This is a genomic window from Vibrio sp. ES.051 (assembly GCF_002563795.1).
GTDB lineage: Bacteria > Pseudomonadota > Gammaproteobacteria > Enterobacterales > Vibrionaceae > Vibrio.
In genome coordinates, this window is the sequence record NZ_PDJL01000005.1 from 165,287 (window position 1) to 184,997 (window position 19,711).

Here is a 19,711-nt window from a genome sequence, read left to right on the forward strand (position 1 = left end):
CCACAAATGTGTCATTCGACAGGAAAAAGAAGTGGGTGAACTGCGCCACCCACTTTTAAAGCTTAGCTCAATACCATTGGACCTAGAGGACGACCGCCTAATAGGTGCATGTGAATATGGTAAACCTCTTGGCCACCGTGCGGGTTACAATTAACGATCAAACGGTAGCCGTCTTCGGCAAGGCCTTCCTCTTTGGCTAACTTTTTAGCCACGGTAAACAAACGCCCCATCATTGCCTCATCTTCAACTTCAACGTCATTCGCTGTCGGGATCAACTTATTAGGAATAATGAGAATATGGCTCGGCGTGCGCGGGTTAATATCGCGAAAAGCCGTGACTAAATCATCTTGATAAAGAATGTCTGCCGGGATTTCCTTACGAATAATTTTACTAAAGATAGTTTCTTCCGCCATGAGAACTCCATTTTATAAGGGTGGGTATATTCCATTTAGTATGCGCCAACCAAAAGCGGAGCTCAATAAAAACAGTGTTCACTTAACATTATTAACCAAACGCTAAATAACGAAGCTTGTTTTGTCGTATACGTCATAAAACGTGCATCACAAACTCAATACAATCCAGTAAATTTTGTTACTTTTTAAGACAATAGAAATTTATGTTGTCTACTTTTGGGAGAGGAAGCTCACTTATGCGAGGTTCAGTTATTAAACGGATGTATGCCGGCTTTGCGCTGATCATCATCTTATTTGCTGTCACGATCACTATCATGATGGGGGGAATGAGTAACATTTATGGTAAATTCGAAACCGTTTCTAAATCGTCTTTACCGCTCGTATCACTATCTAACCAAACCAGCGTTGAGCTGCTTTCTGCCGACAAATCTTTTAAAGACTTCCTGACTACAGAGAATAAACAACGCATGGACGAAATGCGTCAGGAATTTGCTAAATCTCAACAACGTTTCGAATCCGCATTGACTCAGCTAGAAACGGCAAGCCAGATCTATCCTTCTCTTGCCGAACCTTTTGCAAAACTCAAAACCTTGGAACAGAGCTATTTTACTGAAGCGCGTGAGGCAATGGACAACTATGAAGCAATGTTCTCTGCGCAAGAAGACGTGCAGAAATCGACACGTCGCTTCCAAAAGCTCAACACTCAACTCTCTGTTGGCCTAAAGGAGTACGTTGCGGATCAATCGAGCATTTCAGTCAAAGTGATAGCAAAAAGTTACTTCATCAAATTGAAGGATGCTGAAGTCATCACCTCAGACGCTTTAGCCAGTTCTGACCCTGAATTTGTGACGCAAGCTGTAACGAAAAACCGTAAAGCAGTGACGCATTTAAACTATGCCTTCCGTGGCTTGGTCGCACAGCTGCCTGCATTGGAAAAAGCCTTTGGTGATTCAGTAAAACAGTTTACGCGAGACGTGGGCATGCGCGGCGGGGTGTTAGATCAACACAACAGCTACCTCAATGCACGAGCAGCGTTGTACGATAATATTGCCAACCTTGCGAATAAAGTCGATTCCACCATGGCAATTCTTGAGCAATTTACTACCACGGCGACGGATAAGCTGAATCAGTCTCTGGCTGACGCTGGTGATATTTACTCAGCCGATGTCACAAAAGCCATTGTGATTGGCGTTATTGTTGTGCTATTTGCTACCGCTATTGGCTACCACATCGCACACAGTGTGCGCGAACCCCTGACTCGTATTCTAAAAGTACTCGAAAGCTTGACTGAAGGCGACATGACTCAACGCATTGATATTCGTTACAACAACGAGTTCAGCCGCGTTGGTGGCCATATCAACTCTTTAGCAGACAGTTTGCATGAGGTTCTGGTTAAGCTCAATGAAGCATCAGACAATCTCTCTTCGACGGCCTCAAGCAACGAAAAAACGTCGTCTCACGCGCAATCTAAATTAAGCACTCAGCGCGAGCAAACCGCCAACGTGGCAACCGCCATGACAGAAATGTCGCACTCGGTACAAGAAGTGGCTCAGAGCGCACAAGGCTCCCTAGAGATGGTGCAACGTGTAGAATCTGCCTCTGAAGAAGGTAGACACGTGATGAGCAGTAATATTTCGACCATCAACCAACTAGAGACACGCTTAAATGAATCTGTTTCTGCGGTTTCTGACCTGCAAAAAATGAGTGGTAAAATTGGCTCTATTCTGGATGTAATTCGCAACATCGCCGAACAAACAAATCTGTTGGCGTTGAATGCTGCAATTGAAGCCGCTCGAGCTGGTGAACAAGGTCGTGGTTTTGCGGTTGTAGCAGATGAAGTGCGTGTACTGGCATCAAGAACCACCCAATCAACGACAGAAATTGAGTCGATGATCAGTAATTTACAGTCAAGCTCTCAATCAGCTAACCAAGTGATCCAAAGTTGTATGAGCGATATGGAAATGTCTATCGAGCAAGCATCAAAAGCGAATAGCTCGATGGAAGAAATCCAAGCGTTAATCATCGAAATCAGCCAAATGAGTACTCATATCTCACAAGCGGCTGCCGAGCAAAGTGAAACGTCAACAGACATAGCACGTAACATCGAAGATATTAATAATATCGCAGATGAAAGCTACCAAGCGATGTCCAGCATTGCACATACCAGTGAGTCATTAACTCACTTAGCTCATCAACAGAACGAATTGGTTCACCGATTTAAATTATAAAAAATGATAATTTCGTGCACTAATTAGTGCAACCAACTGTATAAGGGCGACTTTTTGTTAAGTCGCCCTTGTTTTTTGTCGGCCGTGTCTACATATGGTTAATATGGCTTGCTCATCCCCTTGCACACCTCTTTCGAGCGGCCACATTAAAAGGAAAATCTATGGCTGTTCATGTTGGTATTATCGACCAAGACCCAGTGAGATTGGTCACTCCTCTTTTAGACAATCGCACCTTAAGTACACATATCGTCTTTATCGGAGATAAGAGCCAAAAACATATTTTTTATCGACTGAGTGCCGTGTTAGAACAGCGTGAGATCACCTCGGAATTTTTTGAAATTCCTTCCGCAGTAAATACCTCTTTGATTAAACAATCGATTCAGAAGTTAGCCAAAGATCTACACGAACGCGGCGAAGACGTAAAACTGAACGCCAGCGGTGGCCTCCGTCACCGATTATTATCTGTATACGAAGTTTTCCGCACCTATCATTGGCCAATATTTGTTGTCGAACCAAGTAGCGACAAGCTCTGCTGGCTATATCCTGATGGCAAAGAAGACACTCAAGTCGAAGACCACATTAAAATTTCCGACTACCTTACTATTTTTGGTGCTCGTGGCGAATTCCACCATGTCGATTTACCACCTCTTCTTGATAAAAAGCTGTATGAGCTTGGTGAACGTTGGGCATCTAACGCACTCGAGCTTGGCCCTGGCTTAGCGACACTCAACTACCTCGCCACGACATGTCGTAAGGAACAAAAGTTGGATGTAGCGTTATCTGAGAAGCAACAAGGCTATCGTGAGCTCAACATGCTGATTTCTGATTTAGTCGAAGCTCAAATCGCGACCTATGAGAATGGGATATTGACGTTTGCAGATGAGGATGCGCGACGTTTTTCAAACGGTGAATGGCTCGAAACACTGGTTAACAGCACCGTCAAACAGATTCAGGACACGATGCCAACCATTCAAGATCGCTCATTGAATGTACAAGTCTACCGTAAGCTTGGTGAAAGCGAAGTGCGCAATGAATTGGATGTGGCCACGGTAGTCAACAATAAACTGCATATAATCGAGTGTAAAACCAAAGGCATGCGTGATGATGGCGATGATACCTTATACAAACTTGAGTCGCTGCGGGATCTGCTAGGTGGCCTACAAGCACGTGCCATGTTAGTCAGCTTTCGTCCGCTTCGTCATAACGACATTACTCGCGCAGAAGATCTTGGTTTGGCGCTCATTGGCCCTGATGAGTTGAAGGATTTAAGAACACACCTGACCGCTTGGTTTAAAGATGCGGGTGGCTCTGACGAAATTTAGCGAATCACGTGACACTCACATAATGTCAACAACCTGAGCTTGTGGACTTATCCCGTGCTCAGGTTAAAAAGAAATAAGTTTGAGAACAAAGCGACACTGTTCCATTAATAGCAAAAACCAGAGGCGAGTGAGCCTCTGGTTTTTTATGTGTGTTTAAAATGCCAATTATTGCGAGTTAAAGCATTTTACGTGCAGCTTCTACTACCACTTTAATTGAACGAGCTTCCGTTTCTTTCAATGTTGAATGATCTGGAATCTCTTTTTGTGTACGGTTGATGATGACCCCCGCGACACAACCTGCTTTTAAACCAGAGCTTGCACACATGGTCAGAAGCGTTGCAGATTCCATTTCGAAGTTCAATACACCCATGTCTTGCCACTCTTGCATAGAGCCTTGGAAGCGCTTAACCACGCGACCAGAGAACGTATCGTAACGCTCTTGACCTGGGTAGAAAGTATCACTTGATGCAGTCACCCCCATGTGAACCGTCGCGCCAGACTCTTCTACGGCAGCTTTCATTGCGGTTGCCACTTCAAAGTCAGCAACTGCTGGGAATTCCATTGGAGCAAAGTGTAGGCTCGCACCATCAAGACGTACGGAACCTGTCGTCACGATCATGTCGCCAACATTAACGTGTGGTTGGATAGCGCCCGTTGTACCCACACGCAGGAAAGTGCGAACACCAAGTTGCGCCAACTCTTCTACAGCAATGGAAGTAGATGGACCACCAATACCAGTCGAACAAACCACAACAGGTTTACCGTCCAATTCTGCACGGTAAAGCGTGTATTCACGTTGACTCGCTAAGAATTCTGGGTTCTCCATTTGTTCTGCGATTTTTTGCACGCGTGCTGGATCACCAGGAATAATGGCTAGAGTCGCCCCATTAAGATCAGCTTCAGTAACACCTAAATGGAATACAGCTTGAGACATAAGTCGCTCCTTGTTGTGGCTTATTTTATAAACAATAAGCTCATTAATCAGTTATTGGGTACAGATGCACTGTAGCGAACCTTTCATTGATATAGAGTGATCGAAATCACAATGAGAAAATGTAATAAAGTCACAATTTCAAGTAAAAACAGGCTTCATCACACTTTTAACTCAAAATCTCATCCCGTTGCATAATAATAGGTGATTATCAAAACTAATTCTTCTCATAGAACCAAACACCTCAACGTTGTTTAAGAATAAAGCCCGAGGCAACGCATGCCTATGCCTCGGACGGGTTATCCCACTCGATAACTTACTTTATTTGCTTGGATTCAAAGCGAAGCAGTCGCAACGCGTTCAAGGTCACTAGCGCGGTGGCACCACTATCGGCCAGAACAGCCACCCACAATCCAGTGATGCCCAGTAAGCTGGTTACCAAGAATACTCCTTTCAAGCCAAGTGCCAATGCGACGTTCTGACGAATATTGTTCAATGTCGCGCGCGATAACTCTATCATTGCAGGCAATTCGACTAATCGGTTGTGTGTTAACGCCGCATCTGCAGTTTCTAGCGCAACGTCGGTACCGCCTCCCATGGCAATTCCTATGCTAGACGCTTTCATCGCTGGCGCATCATTAATACCATCACCAACCATAGCGACAATGTGTTGTTTAGATAACGCCTCAACGTAACGCACTTTATCCGCTGGTAGCAGACTGGCTTGATAATCCAAACCAATTTGGTTAGCTATGGCTTGCGCACTACGCGGGTTATCGCCAGTTAACATCACGGAGGTCACCCCAAGCTCCCGAAGGATTGCAATCGCCTCTTGAGCGTCCTGACGTAAGGTGTCCTGCCATGCAATTACGCCGATAACTTGGTCGTCGTAACGTACGATGACCACCGTCTTTCCTTGTTGCTCTAACTCAACAACGTGCTCTTCTGTTGCTTGAGACAATGAGAAGTTGACTTTTGAAGGCGCGCTAATTTGAACAAGTTTTCCGTCTACGTACCCTGTAATTCCAGAACCGACTTGCGTGGTTTTATCTGTCGCCTCCGGAATGCTTATTCCCTGCGCCTTTACTTTGTTCACTAGCGAGACGGCAAGAGGGTGACTGGCTCCGACTTCAATAGATGCAGTGAGACTTAGTAACGTCTCTTCGCTCACTTCAAAAGCCAACACATCGGTCACTTGAGGTTTACCTTGAGTTAAGGTGCCTGTTTTATCGAACGCGACAGATTCAACTCTACCAAGTAGTTCTAATGCAGCTCCCCCTTTGATTAACGCTCCGCGCTTCGCTCCTGCAGCTAAACCAGACGTAATCGCGGCCGGTGTTGAAATAACTAACGCACACGGACAAGCAATTAGCAATAATGCCAAACCTCGGTAAATCCACGTTTCCCATGGTTGGGCGAACAGCAAAGGTGGCGTAATGATGACGGTCAGTGATACCAACATCATAAATGGTGTGTACCAGCGACTAAATTTATCCAAGAAACGTTCCAGTGGCGCCTTACGAGACTCTGCTTCTTCAATCAAATGAAGGATCCGGTCAATCGCGTTTTCACCTTGACGAGAAGTGACCTCCACCTGAACCACTTTGTCGACGACAACAGCACCCGCCATAATTTTGCTGCCCTTTTCGTGATCTACTGGCACTGACTCACCAGTCAAGGCACTTTCGTCAAAGCTTGCAAACGCGCTTGTTAACACACCATCGGCGGGTAAACGCCCACCCGGTGCGATTTCTATGATATCTCTAGGTTCAAGTTGTGCAGCCGGTACTTGTTTTCGTTCTCCATCGACAATTACGGTCGAGTTTTCTGGAACCAAATCCATCAGTGCTTGAACGCCACTTCGAGCGCGAGATGATGCGTGTGCTTCTAACTTTTCACCAATAAGGAACAACAACAGCACCATCGCCGCCTCAGCGGTTTCACCAAGATATAACGCACCAAGCGCCGCTACACTCATTAATGTTTCAATCGCAAATGGCGTACCGCTACGAGCCAACTTAATCGCTTTCATTGCAATCGGGTATAAACCAAACAAGCACGTCAAAGTGAATAACCAAGCGCTTATTTGCGGATCGATCTTAGAAATTGCCGCCGCGACAGCCATCGCGCCAGAAATTGAGAGAATTTGGATGTTATTTTTTACGATCCCACGCCAACCTTTAGCCGCTGTATTTGGTTTTGGAGCACCTAGTGAAGAAAGCGGAAAACCCGTTTGTTGTGCGGTATGTTCAATCGCAGATGTCAGTTTATGATCATCAAAATCGACGACCAGTTTTTCTGTTGCAAACAGGACTTTGGCTTGGCTAACACCTTGCAAAGACGTAATGGCTTTCTCAAGTTTTTGCGCACATGAAGGGCAATCCATACCTGACACAAGCCACGAATTGCGAATTGGGGAATAATTCTCCCTCGAGGGCTCTTCTTCCTCGCCTGGGTCGGCGCTACAGCTCTCTTCACTGCAACAGGAACTGTCGGACACTTCTACGCCTGCTTGAGAAATGTTGAGTGAAGATTTGACTGGTGCACAGCACGACTCGCTCGCACTAAACGGCACCGCAGTTTTGATTTTTCGAGATTGGCAACCTTGATGTTTCGTACACATAATTTATTTTCCTTACTGGTATAGGCTTTGTACCTGTGACCAAGGATAAACCTTAGAGTCAGCTCCAAGGTCAAGTTTTTTTTGATGAAAAGTTATTATTGTTGTTGGTGAATACAAAAAAGACGCCGAAGCGTCTTTATCGATAGAACATGGCTGCCAACTAAACAGGGTGTTTGAAACAATCACTGAACGTTATGCCAATCGCTCTCAATACATCTCGCCTAGTGATGACCCCAACCAGCTTCCCTTTGTCATCCACAACTGGGTACATTTTAGGCTTACCGACTTTCATCATATCCGCCAACTCAATAATCGACATTTCTGGCGACACCGACAAAACATCATCATGCATACATTCCTCTACTGTATGCGTGTCTTGGCAGTAATAACTCGCTTTCACCAACTTATCTAACAAATCTTGCTCTGATAAGAATCCAACAACCTTTTTGTTCTCATCAATGACGGGACCACCTAGTGTTACACTTTGCATTACCTTGTTCAAAGCAGCCGTGAGTGACATATTTTTAGTAAAGGTCACCGCTTGTAACGTCATGTAATCTTTTACTTTTAATGAATGCATTCTTATCTCCTTAGCGGCATTTTTATTGCGGCCTTTAGGTAAGTGTCGTCTAATTTTCTGAATTTACTAAATGGAAATGAGTAATTTTATTCATAGATGCAGCCTATTGATCTCTATCCAAAATCATTTATTAAATGGTGACAAAAGAACTAGTTGCCTATTTGTCCCCTTCAAAGTCAGTAAAATAAAAGCAGAAACATTCATTAGGTAAGTGCAAAATACAAAAAAGCCAGTCAACACGACTGGCTTTTTTGTTATTCAACTCGCTGGATTAATCTAAGTGTGCTGGCGGCGCATATTATCTAGAATAATGCCTGTGGCCATCGCCACGTTTAGTGATTCCGCACCACCGAATGCTGGAATAGTAATCTTATTCGTTACAAATTTCGCGGCGTCTTCGCGCACGCCGTGGGATTCGCTGCCCATTAACAGGATACCTTCTGCTGAGAATTCAGTGTTATGTACACTCTCCCCTTCCAAAAACGCGCCATACACAGGCAACTGAGCTTGCTGTAAGTAACTGGGCAAATCCACTTGGCTCACTTGTACGCGGCCAAAACTTCCCATGGTGGCACTGATGGTTTTAGGGTTATATGGGTCAGCACAATCTGTACTCGCAACAATGTGTTCGACCCCATACCAATCTGCAACGCGGATGATCGTGCCTAAATTGCCTGGGTCAGAAACACCATCAAGCGCGATCATCAACCCTTGGGTTGGTGGCTCTTTGACATTGGGAATCTCAACGACCGCTATTGCCGCGTTATTGCTTACTAGAGTGCTCGCTTTCGTTAGCTCGTCTAAAGACGCTTGAATACAATCGAAACCACTCAGCTTTTGAGAGTTGTGTTGTAAAAACTCCGACGTAGCAAAAATGTGTTTGACTCTCAGCGGACTGCTCGCTAACTCCAACACATTCTTTTCACCCTGAACAAGGAATAAGCCATGTGCCTTACGCTGTTTCTTTTGACCCAAAGCACGAAGCAGTTTTAATTGGTTTTTTGAAATCATTACAATATCCTGGGTGACAATGATTATTTGACGAATGTTACACAAGCAGTCTTCACGACGTTTGGATACAAAGTGAACGTGATTATAGATTAAAGCAGACAAAGCCAAAAGAGGCAGCAGAAACGAAAAAGCCCTGCGATCAACGCAGGGCTTTCTATGGGTGGGACCCCAGCCACATCCCGGCACACAAGTCGCCCGCTGCGGCTGCTTCCTTCCGGACCTGACCGAGTTCACGAGTTATTGTTGCGAGAGGACCAGAGCCCCATAATTCTTTTCGAGAGGACTTGCCTCAATCGATGGGGCGATTATTCAGTATCAGCCTTCATAATGCAAGAGTAAAACTCTTGAATTTCACCATTTGATTATCGTTTGGACAAAACTCGATCAATTCACCATTTTAAGATTGAATAACATAAGCTCTCAATGAGAAATGAGGAGGATACACGATAGTTGGTTCATAATTCGGCTTGTTCATCATTGCTACGCAAGATGTAGTCTGTCATCCATGCGGTTCCCAACAAGCAGAGCCAGACAACAAAAACTGGATTGGGTACCTCCGACGTTGGACTCACAACTAAAGCCGCAAAACCGACGGTTGGTAGTGTCCAACAGAGTAACTTACTCCAGCGGATTGAATGCTCGTGTTTAACCAGTGCCTCGATGGATGACAGCATACCAGTCAAACAGAGCGCGACAAGCACAGCATAAGGTAAGTCAGCAATCCATAATGGAACTAGTAATAACATCGGCCACCAACTGTGCTTATTAGAGGGGGTCCAGTGTGTTATTGACCACCACATAACCAGAACTAGGATCGTTTGAACGACGGTAATCCATGCAGACCCATCAAGCTTGCCCCCTTGCTGGGTCACCATGAGGCCAACTTGTAAAGTGACAACAATTAAGCCAGTGGTCAGCAACACGCCTAGAGAGCTCCTTCGAGAAAAGACCACCATTAAGAGTGGGAAGAGAATCAGCATACCCACTGATAAAGCGATGGGTTGCATTGAGAGCGTAGCACCAAAAGCCATCATCGCTCCCAGCAGCACCAAACCGGCAAATCCACCTTGTGGCAACATCCATAATGCAGGGATCATTAGAGCAAGAACCGGGATATCCCCTTCGCTCAAACTCATCGCGCGTGCACACACCACAACGAGTAAAATCGTAATGAAAAATTGAAGTGTCGATAAAATCATAGCGCCTCCTGGCTCACCCACCTACTTGGTAACTCAACGACAAAAACTGGGACTCTGAAAGTCGTTAATTGGGTCTAGATTCAAGCTTAGCTTGTGTTGGTTTTACATTATTTAAAATCCATTGACATCAATGTACTACTAAAAATAAAAAGATGAAATTATTATCAAAGTCAGCAGCAGGTACGATTCAAGACAAGAACTGTTAGTAAAATACAAGTCAGGTGGATTACCATTCCTTGGCAATTCACAACAGACACTTTGAGTATGGACCAATTCTTGGCACAAATCTTTACTGTGATTCACCAAATTCCAAAAGGGAAAATATCGACCTACGGCGAAATAGCTACGATGGCTGGCTACCCTGGTTACGCAAGGCAGGTCGGCAAAGCGCTCGGAAACCTGCCAGAGGACAGCAAATTGCCATGGTTTAGAGTCATCAACAGCCGAGGAAGCATCTCACTCAAAGGTCGAGACTTAGACAAACAAAAAGAGCAGTTAGAAGCGGAAGGTATAGTAGTGTCCGAGAGCGGTATAGTATCGCTCAAAACATACAAATGGCAGCCTTAGACTGCCATTTTTGTTCGCGATTAAATAGAGATTAACGCGTCCCCACTAAACGAATGTCCAACTGGTGGGTTTGTGCTTGATCAGTGATGACCGCGTTGTGCGTATCACTGATAAAACGCAGTTTACTATCTACTTCAATACGTGCACGAACACTATAGCGATGGTTAGGTTTAATTTCGTTGCTGTCGTAGTTCAATTCAAACGAAAAAGGAACTTGCTTGCCCTGTGTTTCGAACGTTTGCTTTGCAAGAACCTTAGCCGGTGCATCGGCCAGAGACACATCTTCTAACGAAACGGTAACTACAGCGTTTGGTGGCAAAGCAATGCGTTCACGGTAGGCCACGGTACCTGTAATGGTCTTCATTGACGATTCAGCAGAGGCCATATTTGTTGTTTGAGAAGATTGGCACCCCACCAACACTGCACCAAAAAGTAAAGATGAAACAAGTAGTAGTGTTTTTTTCATATATTCCTCAATGAGAATGTTCAACCGAGATAAGTATAAGGCCGGAATATAAAACTGTCTGCTTCCCGTGTGCTTATTTGACAATAGTTTGACTGAGTTAAATTTATCAAACAATGGATTTTGTTTCATAATTGGAACGGTACTACTTTTAAGTCACTCAACAGCTCTCGCTGTAGTACTTCACAAGAGTACGAGTGTTAAGGTAACTTGGGGTGAAAAATAACGGTGAGGAGACACAATGAGTAAACCATTACGAGAATTGCTCAGCCTACTACAACTCGAAAAGCTAGAAGAAGGCTTGTTTCGTGGTCAAAGTGAAAACCTAGGTTTACCTCAAGTTTATGGTGGCCAAGTCATTGGACAGGCCCTTTCTGCAGCACGTTACACCGTCGAAGAGACGCGAACGGTGCACTCCTTTCACAGCTATTTTTTATATCCTGGCGATCCGGAAAAACCGATTATATACGATGTAGAAAACCTGCGAGATGGCCGCAGTTTCAGCACCCGGCGCGTTAAGGCGATCCAAAATGGTCGCCCTATTTTCTACCTCACAGCGTCATACCATGGTGATCAGCCAGGGTTCGAGCATCAAAAAACAATGCCAGACATTCCTGGTCCGGAAAACTTTGCCTCAGAGAGCGAGCTCGCCAGCCATATTGCAGAGTTTCTTCCTGAACGGTTACGTAAGACTTTCTGTGGTGAAAAACCTATAGAGACGCGCCCCGTCACCGTTATCAATCCGCTCAAACCTAAAAAAGCAGAGCCAAAACAGTACTTATGGATTCGTGCGAACGGGGAAATGCCAAAGAATCAACTGATTCATCAATATTTATTGGCCTACGCGTCTGATTGGGGCTTCCTTGTCACCGCGATGCATCCCCACCAAGTATCCTTAATGACGCCAAATTTCCAAGTCGCGACGATTGACCATTCCATCTGGTTCCATCGTCCATTTAACATGGACGAATGGTTGTTGTACGCAATAGAAAGCCCAACGGCAAGCAACACTCGAGGCTTAGTACGCGGCGAAATCTATAATCAACAAGGCCATTTAGTTGCCACCGCGGTCCAAGAAGGAGTCATGCGCTACACTAAGTAAACTCGACGGGCATAATGAAGCTTTTGTCACGCTCTTATGCCCAAACTGATCCAGCTATGGCTAATTACCTCCATTGATTGGTAACTCTGTCGTGTACTTGATCGACTCCATGGCAAAGGTCGACGTCACATTAGACAGCCCCTTTACACTATTGACTAGACGCTTATAAAAATCATCGAAACACTTCATATCTTTGACCAATACCTTCATCATGTAATCGTACTCGCCAGCCATCCGATAAAATTCCATCACCTCAGGAAAATCACTCACTGTTGTAACAAAGTGGTGATACCAATCTTCTGAATGATCGATGGTTTTAAGCTGAACGAAGGCAATAAAAGACAGATCAAGCTTCTCCGCACTGAGTAATGCCACACGCTTTTCAATATAGCCGTCATCTTCGAGCTTCTTTAGCCGCTTCCAACATGGCGTCGTCGTCAGATTGACTCGCTCTGCTAACTCACTCAGTGATAACGTACTGTCGTTTTGCAGCAAAGAAAGTAGCTGCCTATCTATTTTATCTAAACTCATTTCCACAAAACCATACATAAGGAGAAAAACTTTCTCCATAACCGTCAATTAAAAGCAACTATAGCAAAGTTTTTCTTTCATTTTATAGGTAAATTATCCCTATCTAATTCCTATTTATCGATTCCCAAGGAGAGAGGCTATGTGTACTGACCACAATTGGATCAACAATGCCGTGCGTAAAATCGAAGCAGACTTTCAACGCTCTGCTGATACTCATTTATTTAAACTAGACCTACCCTCTCTCGACGGTATCGATATCTATTTGAAAGATGAAAGCACCCACCCTACTGGTTCTCTGAAACATCGACTAGCACGCTCACTATTTCTGTATGCGATTTGTAACGGCTGGATCGGTCCAGAAACCACCGTGATTGAAGCCTCTTCTGGTAGCACGGCGGTGTCCGAAGCTTACTTTGCTCGTTTACTTGGTCTGCCGTTTATCGCGGTGATGCCAAAAACCACAGCACGCAAAAAGATCGAACAAATTGAATTTTATGGTGGTAAAGCGCACCTTGTGGAGCGTTCTGATCAGATTTACGATGAATCAAGACGTCTGGCCAGTGAACTAAATGGTCATTATATGGACCAGTTCACTTACGCGGAACGTGCCACCGACTGGCGAGGCAATAACAACATTGCGAACTCTATCTTCAACCAAATGAAATTAGAAGATCACCCGATCCCAAGCTGGGTCGTAATGAGCCCTGGCACTGGTGGGACATCTGCCACCATCGGCCGCTTTATCCGCTACCAAAAATTTGACACTCAACTTTGTGTGGTAGACCCAGAAAATTCCGTCTTTTATGACGCTTTCCAATCAGGCAATGCAAACTTAAAAGGCAACTGTGGTAGTAAAATAGAAGGCATTGGCCGGCCACGCGTAGAGCCAAGCTTTATCGCTGGCGTAATTGATGAAATGCGTAAAATTCCAGACGTAGCAAGCGTCGCAACAGCGCATTGGGTCTCTCGGTTGATTGGACGTAAAGTCGGAGCATCAACTGGCACTAATCTTTACGGCGTACTTCAGATTGCGTGTGAAATGAAACAACGTGGTGAGACGGGATCTATCGTGACGTTATTGTGTGATTCAGGTGAGCGTTACTTAGATACGTATTACGACTTGGCATGGGTAAAAGATAACGTCGGTGATATTCAGCCTTATCTCGCTCAACTTGAAGTGATTCAAGCGAAAGGCTGTGTCGAGCCAGCGTGCCACGACCCTATAAACATTTAACCATCATACAGCCGATTAATAATACAGCCCGCGATAAAGCGGGCTGTTGCGTATCTCATCTTCAGTTCGTTGAATTATTTCTTTTGACGAGCTTCAAAAGTAGCCAATTGTTCTGGTGTTGCCGCAGGTGTAATGATCCACTAGTATTGGGTAGACCAGATACAGCAACCTGGTGTTTACCCTCACCCAATCATCACCTCACTCTGATAATTCGTATCCTCACTTGACCGAGACTGACTATGAATCGCTGAAGTCCCAAAAAACTAAAGACGCTTGGTCTAAGGTTAGGTGAAGGTGGTAGCATTGAGAATGCAAACGGTGATGAGGTATTTGAAATAGGATTCACGGATGCGATCCTCAAAATCATTACTATAGATAGACCAAAGAATGAATGAAACTGGCCTATCGATTGATTGCTTGATTGCATCAAATCACCCTGTAGACTGTAACAGGAAAAAAAGTAGTTTGAACAAGGAAAAGATTGTGGCTCAATTTAAATACAAGCAATTGTCTCAAGATCAACAAGATAAGCTCGACGCAGCAGCATTTCGTCGCTTATTAGCACATTTAGATGATCACAAGGAAGTTGCCAATATCGACCTAATGATCTTGGCAGGCTTCTGCCGCAACTGTTTCAGTAAATGGTATGCCGCAGAAGCAGAAAAGTTAGGTATTAATCTGGACTTAGATGATGCGCGAGAACGCGTTTATGGGATGACTTATACTGAATGGAAGACCAACCATCAGCAAAAAGCTACTCCTGAACAACTAGCAGCATTCGAAGCTCGCCAAGCGAAAAAAGATCAATAAGTGTACGGACTCATACATAATCTGACAGCTTAGGTGGGGAGAATTCAACATAGGGTGCTATGGATATAATTGCACCCATATGATCCTCTCCCCTCTGGTACATCAAACCCACACAAACCGTCCACTCATGACGTCTTTTCAAAATAGACTGAGCCACTCAAAAGTTACTTAACTCAGAATGAACACAAATGAGCCAATCGACAAACACCCGCCGACCTTATGTCAGGAACAGCACATCGTGAGAAGAAAAGTCGAGCTGGCTAGTACCAGCAAACCCATACCAGTTCTATCTTTATCAGAGTAATTGGCTCCGCTTCCGTGCAACATGACTGGTATACCTATAAGCAAGCTTTATCGAGCAGAAAATTTGCTCTAGCTCAACAAGTCTTATTGTGCACAGTCACGACCTTGTATCAAAAATTGACCGATGAGCATCATCCATACTATTGGTTCAATCAATATTAACACCAGTCACTGTTACGTTTTCTGCTACGGGTGAACGGTTCGCCCTTTGGTATCGTGACGGAGTGCTTTCTTAAGTTCTGCTTCGACATGGCCAGGCGATTGTGTTTTTGCAGATATCAAGCGGTACATCGCTGGGATGACGAATAAGGTGACTAACGTTGCAAATCCCATCCCGAAAAAGATAACCGTACCGACGGCAATACGACTCTCATACCCCGCCCCTGTCGACAGTATCAACGGGATCGCACCAGCAAGTGTGGTAAACGCCGTCATCAGGATCGGACGTAAACGACGTGCAGCAGCATCAATGATCGCTTTTTCAAACTCAGCGCCGCGGTCACGTAATTGGTTGGCAAACTCTACGATCAAAATACCGTTCTTCGTCACCATACCAATCAACATGATCATGCCAATTTGGCTGTAAATATTCATCCCTAGGCCCATGACGACTAAACCTAAAAATCCACCAAACACCCCCATTGGAACAGTAAACATCACCACCAAAGGATTAACGAAACTTTCAAACTGAGCCGCCAAAACTAAGTAAGCGACCAGTAACGCTAAGGCAAACACAATAGCAACACTGGCTTGGTTCTCTTTAAAGTCTCTCGACTCGCCAGAGTAGCTCACCGAGATATCACTCGGTAGATTGTCTATCGCTTGTTGATCGAGGTAGTTCAATGCTTCACCCAAGGTATACCCTTCTGACAAATTGGCGGAAATTGTAATCGATTTCTGCTTATTGTAGTGAGAGAGACGAATGGAAGCCGCGACTTCTTCTATCTTGGTCACTGTGTCTAATGTTACAAGCCCGCCATTGGTGGTGCGCAAATAAATTTGGCTCAAATCCGCCGCATTATTGAAGCTGCTTTCGTCACCACGCAGGTACACATCGTACTCTTCACCACGCTCAACATACGTGGTTTCACTTTTACCACCGAGCATGATTTCCAACGTATCAGAGATGTCCTTTACACTGACGCCAAGTTCTGCGGCGCGCTGTCTATTTACCGTGACCAATAGCTCTGGCGTTTTCTCTGAGTAATCAATTTCTGTCCCTTCCATCATGGGTGACTCTTCTGCCTTATTCTTGAGCATATCCGCCCAAACCAACAACTCACCATAATCAGAACCACCCAGAACAAACTGAACGGGCTCACTCGAACCACCTTTAAATCCTGGCATAAACGGAAAGACTCTCACGTCAGGCATGCCTGCTAACGCACCTCGAACCTTACTTAAAGCTTGTTGAGCCGTTACATCACGTTCATTCCAATCTTCAAGAATCATGATCACAAAACCTGTTTGGTCGCCTGCCTGCCCACCAAACGCTGGCGTTTGAATACTGAAAGACTTCAAATAACCTTGGCCTAAGAGTGGCATGAGTCTGTCTTCAACAATATCCATGTTTGCTGACATACGGTTGTAGGATGTCGCATCAGCACCACGCACAAAGGCAAAAATTACCCCGCGATCTTCCTGTGGGGTGAGTTGCGCTGGCACCTGATTCATTAGGAAGTAACTTCCGCCCATGCAAGCCAGTATCACAAGAGGGGCAGCCCAACGAACTTTCAGTGCGCCTTTCAACGCGGCTCGGTAACCGCTCTCCAACCTGCTGAATAGGCGATCAACAACTTGATCAAATCGGTTTGGCTTTATATTAGCTTTAAGGATCTGGCTCCCTAGTACAGGAGTTAGCGTCAGAGCAATCAAAGAAGAAAAGATCACCGACATTGCTAGCAATACCGAAAATTCAGTAAAGAGCAAGCCAACCATACCATCCATAAAGGAGATTGGCAGGAACACCATGACCAACACTAACGTCGTTGCAATAACTGCAAAACCGACTTCACGTGTGCCTTTATATGCGGCCAGCAAGGGGGACTCACCACGTTCGATATGATGGAAAATATTTTCTACCACAACGATGGCATCATCCACAACTAAACCGATGGAAAGGATTAGCGCCATCAAAGTGATCAAGTTGATCGAAAAACCAAAATAGTAAGCGGCAATGAAAGAGGAAATCAGTGAAACCGGAACCGTAACAGCTGGTATCAATGTTGCCCGCGCTTGGCCGATAAAGATGTATAACACCAAGATAACCAAGCCACCTGTAATAAATAGTGTGTTGTATACTTCTTCGATTGACCGCTCTATAAACACCGTGGCATCGTAATCGATAGCCAGACGGGTTCCATCTGGTAAAAACTTCTGAATACGATCCACTTCGGTACGCACCCGCTTTGCCACTTCAAGCGGATTAGCATCAGACTGAGGGACCACCCCCAAACTAACATTCACAACACCATCACTTTTAAAGGTCGAGTTTTCGTTCTCCGCACCGATAAACACATCCGCCACATCTTTCAAATAAATGGGCGTATTATCGCTCGCGCGCTTAACCACAAGATACTGAAAGTCTTCTGGCGTATTATAACTACGAGCAGTTCGAACCGACATTACGGTCGAGTCATTGCGAACTTCACCGCCAGGACTTTCTAGGTTTTCGCTGCGAAGGGCGGACGTAATATCCGAAGCGGTCACTGCACGGCCAGCCATCAATTCAGGCTTAAGCTCAACGTACATAACTTTGTACAAACCACCAGACAGATCAATAGAACTCACCCCAGAGATCAAGCTGAAGCGGTCCATTAACACACGTTCCGCATACTCCGTCAGCTGAGTTCGATCCATTTCTGCTGAGCTAAGATTAATGTATAGCGAAGCCTGACCTGACCCGTTATTTTTGTAAACTATCGGATCGTCCGCTTCATCAGGTAATGAACGTTGGGCTCGAGCAACAGCATCGCGAACATCGCTTACCCCGGTATTGAGGTCATACCCCAACTCAAAAGTAATCGTGATACGCGAACTGCTGTTGCGTGTTGTAGAACTGATTTCATCTATGCCACTGATACCCGAAAGCTGATCTTCCAATACGGAGGTGATTTGGCTTTCGATGATGGTGGCCGACGCCCCTTCGTAACGGGTACTGATCGAGACTACCGGACTTTCAATATCTGGCATTTCACGTACCGCAAGCTTGGTGAACGAAACAAAACCAAATACACACAACAGCATGCTCAACACCAACGCTGCGACTGGGCGTTTGACCGAAACGTCAGAAAGTAACATTAGTTTTCATCCTTAGCCGATGCTTGGTTAAGGTTGGTGGGATTGGCTGATTTCGCTTTGGAAGGGACGACAATTTCTTTTACCTCTACACCATCACGCATATTAACAATACCTTGAACAACAATCTTATCGCCAACTTCGACACCCGATTCAATAACAACTTCGTTGTCAACACGAGCACCAAGAGCAACCTCTTGTCGTGCTGCTTTATTGTTGCTATCAATGACATATACATAGCGTTTGGTACCTGAATATTCTAACGCTTGGACAGGAATAATCGGCGCTTCAATAGCCGGGAAAGCCAGTGAGGCATTCATTAACATGCCCGGTTTTAAACGATTTTCAGGGTTATCAAACTCAATACGAACACGCAAGTTGAGAGTTTCAGCACTGATCCGAGTGTCAATCCCCGTGACTTTGCCTGTAAACGTTTTGTTATCCCATGCACTTGTTTTGGCGACGACTTCCATGCCAACAGAAAGCATTGATAAATATCGCTCTGGTATTTGTAAGTCTAACTGCATCACGGAAAGGGCATCGAGTGTCAGAAGTTCAGTCCCAGCACTCACCATTTTTCCGCGGCTAAAATCAATAAAGCCCACCGTCCCCGAGAAAGGGGCTGTAATATGAAGATCGGCTAGGTTCGCTTTGGCTGCATCAAGGCGTGCCTGCGCGATTTCTACGCTGGCTTTTTGCGCGTCGATTTCCGTTTGAGTTATCGCATTTCGCTGTACCAAACGCTGGAATTCTTTTAGCTTGCGTTGTTCATCTTTAAGGTATGCTTTCGCTTCGATTAAAGCAGCTTGGGCCTTATCATCGTCCAATTGGATTAATAATTGTCCCTGTTGCACGTTTTGATTCGCTTTTACGGCGATCTGATTTACTTTTCCAGCGACTTCAGACGCGACAATCACAGATTCTGCCGCCTCTAATTTTCCGATAAGCGACAATGACTGGTTGATGTTATGTGTTTCTACTTGCTCAGTCACAACGGTGACCGCTGATGGCCCTCGCATCGCAGCCAACGCTGCAGGAGAGTTCATTAATATAAAAAACGATAAAACAGATAAGGATAAAGTGGCTTTCATGCTCAT

The 19,711-nt window shown here is 45.0% G+C and carries 16 protein-coding genes and 1 other RNA gene; 6 read left to right on the forward strand and 11 right to left on the reverse strand.

Annotated elements, in window-relative coordinates:
• Positions 1–62: 62 nt before the first annotated feature.
• On the reverse strand, positions 63–413 hold the full coding sequence (gene hinT / locus ATG66_RS14845) for a purine nucleoside phosphoramidase (protein ID WP_098416063.1): 351 nt from the start codon (positions 411–413) through the stop codon (positions 63–65).
• Between the two features lie 236 nt (positions 414–649).
• On the opposite strand from hinT, the gene ATG66_RS14850 reads away from it, so the two are divergent.
• Together ATG66_RS14850 and ATG66_RS14855 are read left to right on the forward strand one after the other, a co-directional pair.
• Positions 650–2,641, forward strand: coding sequence for a methyl-accepting chemotaxis protein (locus ATG66_RS14850; RefSeq protein ID WP_098416064.1), 1,992 nt, complete (start codon positions 650–652; stop codon positions 2,639–2,641).
• 161 nt (positions 2,642–2,802) lie between these two features.
• Positions 2,803–3,963, forward strand: coding sequence for a DUF1887 family protein (locus ATG66_RS14855; protein ID WP_098416065.1), 1,161 nt, complete (start codon positions 2,803–2,805; stop codon positions 3,961–3,963).
• 175 nt (positions 3,964–4,138) lie between these two features.
• On the opposite strand, the gene udp is transcribed toward ATG66_RS14855, so the two are convergent.
• The 6 genes from udp to ATG66_RS14885 all read right to left on the reverse strand — a co-directional run bounded on the left by udp (position 4,139) and on the right by ATG66_RS14885 (position 10,307).
• Positions 4,139–4,897 carry a uridine phosphorylase gene (gene udp / locus ATG66_RS14860; RefSeq protein ID WP_098416066.1) on the reverse strand — a complete coding sequence of 253 codons (759 nt, stop codon included), beginning with the start codon at positions 4,895–4,897 and terminating at the stop codon, positions 4,139–4,141.
• Between the two features lie 313 nt (positions 4,898–5,210).
• Entirely contained in the window at positions 5,211–7,517 is a 2,307-nt protein-coding gene (locus tag ATG66_RS14865; protein ID WP_098416067.1) for a zinc/cadmium/mercury/lead-transporting ATPase, read from the reverse strand.
• Between the two features lie 160 nt (positions 7,518–7,677).
• Positions 7,678–8,097: a CBS domain-containing protein gene (locus tag ATG66_RS14870; protein ID WP_098416068.1), complete on the reverse strand. Its 420-nt coding sequence runs from the start codon at positions 8,095–8,097 to the stop codon at positions 7,678–7,680.
• A 276-nt stretch (positions 8,098–8,373) separates the two neighbouring features.
• The gene (locus tag ATG66_RS14875; RefSeq protein WP_098416069.1) at positions 8,374–9,108 is read right to left on the reverse strand and encodes an RNA methyltransferase; all 735 of its coding nucleotides are present in this window, start codon (positions 9,106–9,108) and stop codon (positions 8,374–8,376) included.
• 163 nt (positions 9,109–9,271) lie between these two features.
• Positions 9,272–9,368, reverse strand: an RNA gene (gene ffs / locus ATG66_RS14880) — signal recognition particle sRNA small type.
• A 195-nt stretch (positions 9,369–9,563) separates the two neighbouring features.
• On the reverse strand, positions 9,564–10,307 hold the full coding sequence (locus tag ATG66_RS14885; protein WP_098416070.1) for a hypothetical protein: 744 nt from the start codon (positions 10,305–10,307) through the stop codon (positions 9,564–9,566).
• A 264-nt stretch (positions 10,308–10,571) separates the two neighbouring features.
• Between ATG66_RS14885 and ATG66_RS14890 the strand changes: the two genes are divergently transcribed.
• The gene (locus ATG66_RS14890) at positions 10,572–10,874 is read left to right on the forward strand and encodes a DNA base-flipping protein (RefSeq protein ID WP_098416071.1); all 303 of its coding nucleotides are present in this window, start codon (positions 10,572–10,574) and stop codon (positions 10,872–10,874) included.
• Positions 10,875–10,905: 31 nt separating this feature from the next.
• Here ATG66_RS14890 and ATG66_RS14895 read toward each other — a convergent pair whose 3' ends face one another.
• Complete coding sequence (locus ATG66_RS14895) at positions 10,906–11,340, reverse strand: YbaY family lipoprotein (RefSeq protein WP_098416072.1); 435 nt, start codon at positions 11,338–11,340, stop codon at positions 10,906–10,908.
• Between the two features lie 238 nt (positions 11,341–11,578).
• Here ATG66_RS14895 and tesB point away from each other — a divergent pair, with 238 nt between their 5' ends.
• Positions 11,579–12,439: an acyl-CoA thioesterase II gene (gene tesB, locus ATG66_RS14900; RefSeq protein WP_098416073.1), complete on the forward strand. Its 861-nt coding sequence runs from the start codon at positions 11,579–11,581 to the stop codon at positions 12,437–12,439.
• A 60-nt stretch (positions 12,440–12,499) separates the two neighbouring features.
• On the opposite strand, the gene ATG66_RS14905 is transcribed toward tesB, so the two are convergent.
• On the reverse strand, positions 12,500–12,970 hold the full coding sequence (locus ATG66_RS14905) for an Lrp/AsnC family transcriptional regulator (RefSeq protein WP_098416426.1): 471 nt from the start codon (positions 12,968–12,970) through the stop codon (positions 12,500–12,502).
• A 139-nt stretch (positions 12,971–13,109) separates the two neighbouring features.
• Here ATG66_RS14905 and ATG66_RS14910 point away from each other — a divergent pair, with 139 nt between their 5' ends.
• Positions 13,110–14,204: a PLP-dependent cysteine synthase family protein gene (locus ATG66_RS14910; protein WP_098416074.1), complete on the forward strand. Its 1,095-nt coding sequence runs from the start codon at positions 13,110–13,112 to the stop codon at positions 14,202–14,204.
• 483 nt (positions 14,205–14,687) lie between these two features.
• Positions 14,688–15,014 (forward strand): DUF1244 domain-containing protein, encoded by a 327-nt coding sequence (locus ATG66_RS14915; protein WP_179885699.1) that lies wholly within the window; start codon positions 14,688–14,690, stop codon positions 15,012–15,014.
• A gap of 489 nt (positions 15,015–15,503) precedes the next feature.
• Here ATG66_RS14915 and vmeF read toward each other — a convergent pair whose 3' ends face one another.
• Together vmeF and ATG66_RS14925 are read right to left on the reverse strand one after the other, a co-directional pair.
• The gene (vmeF, locus tag ATG66_RS14920) at positions 15,504–18,617 is read right to left on the reverse strand and encodes a multidrug efflux RND transporter permease subunit VmeF (protein ID WP_098416076.1); all 3,114 of its coding nucleotides are present in this window, start codon (positions 18,615–18,617) and stop codon (positions 15,504–15,506) included.
• Positions 18,617–19,711, reverse strand: a complete 1,095-nt coding sequence (locus ATG66_RS14925; protein WP_098416077.1) for an efflux RND transporter periplasmic adaptor subunit — start codon at positions 19,709–19,711, stop codon at positions 18,617–18,619. The genes vmeF and ATG66_RS14925 overlap by 1 nt, the downstream gene beginning before the upstream one ends.

Coding starts and splice junctions, on each gene's coding strand:
- hinT (WP_098416063.1), bottom strand. CDS start 413: ATGGCGGAAGAAACTATCTTTAGTAAAATTATTCGTAAGGAAATCCCG.
- ATG66_RS14850 (WP_098416064.1), top strand. CDS start 650: ATGCGAGGTTCAGTTATTAAACGGATGTATGCCGGCTTTGCGCTGATC.
- ATG66_RS14855 (WP_098416065.1), top strand. CDS start 2,803: ATGGCTGTTCATGTTGGTATTATCGACCAAGACCCAGTGAGATTGGTC.
- udp (WP_098416066.1), bottom strand. CDS start 4,897: ATGTCTCAAGCTGTATTCCATTTAGGTGTTACTGAAGCTGATCTTAAT.
- ATG66_RS14865 (WP_098416067.1), bottom strand. CDS start 7,517: ATGTGTACGAAACATCAAGGTTGCCAATCTCGAAAAATCAAAACTGCG.
- ATG66_RS14870 (WP_098416068.1), bottom strand. CDS start 8,097: ATGCATTCATTAAAAGTAAAAGATTACATGACGTTACAAGCGGTGACC.
- ATG66_RS14875 (WP_098416069.1), bottom strand. CDS start 9,108: ATGATTTCAAAAAACCAATTAAAACTGCTTCGTGCTTTGGGTCAAAAG.
- ATG66_RS14885 (WP_098416070.1), bottom strand. CDS start 10,307: ATGATTTTATCGACACTTCAATTTTTCATTACGATTTTACTCGTTGTG.
- ATG66_RS14890 (WP_098416071.1), top strand. CDS start 10,572: ATGGACCAATTCTTGGCACAAATCTTTACTGTGATTCACCAAATTCCA.
- ATG66_RS14895 (WP_098416072.1), bottom strand. CDS start 11,340: ATGAAAAAAACACTACTACTTGTTTCATCTTTACTTTTTGGTGCAGTG.
- tesB (WP_098416073.1), top strand. CDS start 11,579: ATGAGTAAACCATTACGAGAATTGCTCAGCCTACTACAACTCGAAAAG.
- ATG66_RS14905 (WP_098416426.1), bottom strand. CDS start 12,970: ATGAGTTTAGATAAAATAGATAGGCAGCTACTTTCTTTGCTGCAAAAC.
- ATG66_RS14910 (WP_098416074.1), top strand. CDS start 13,110: ATGTGTACTGACCACAATTGGATCAACAATGCCGTGCGTAAAATCGAA.
- vmeF (WP_098416076.1), bottom strand. CDS start 18,617: ATGTTACTTTCTGACGTTTCGGTCAAACGCCCAGTCGCAGCGTTGGTG.
- ATG66_RS14925 (WP_098416077.1), bottom strand. CDS start 19,711: ATGAGCATGAAAGCCACTTTATCCTTATCTGTTTTATCGTTTTTTATA.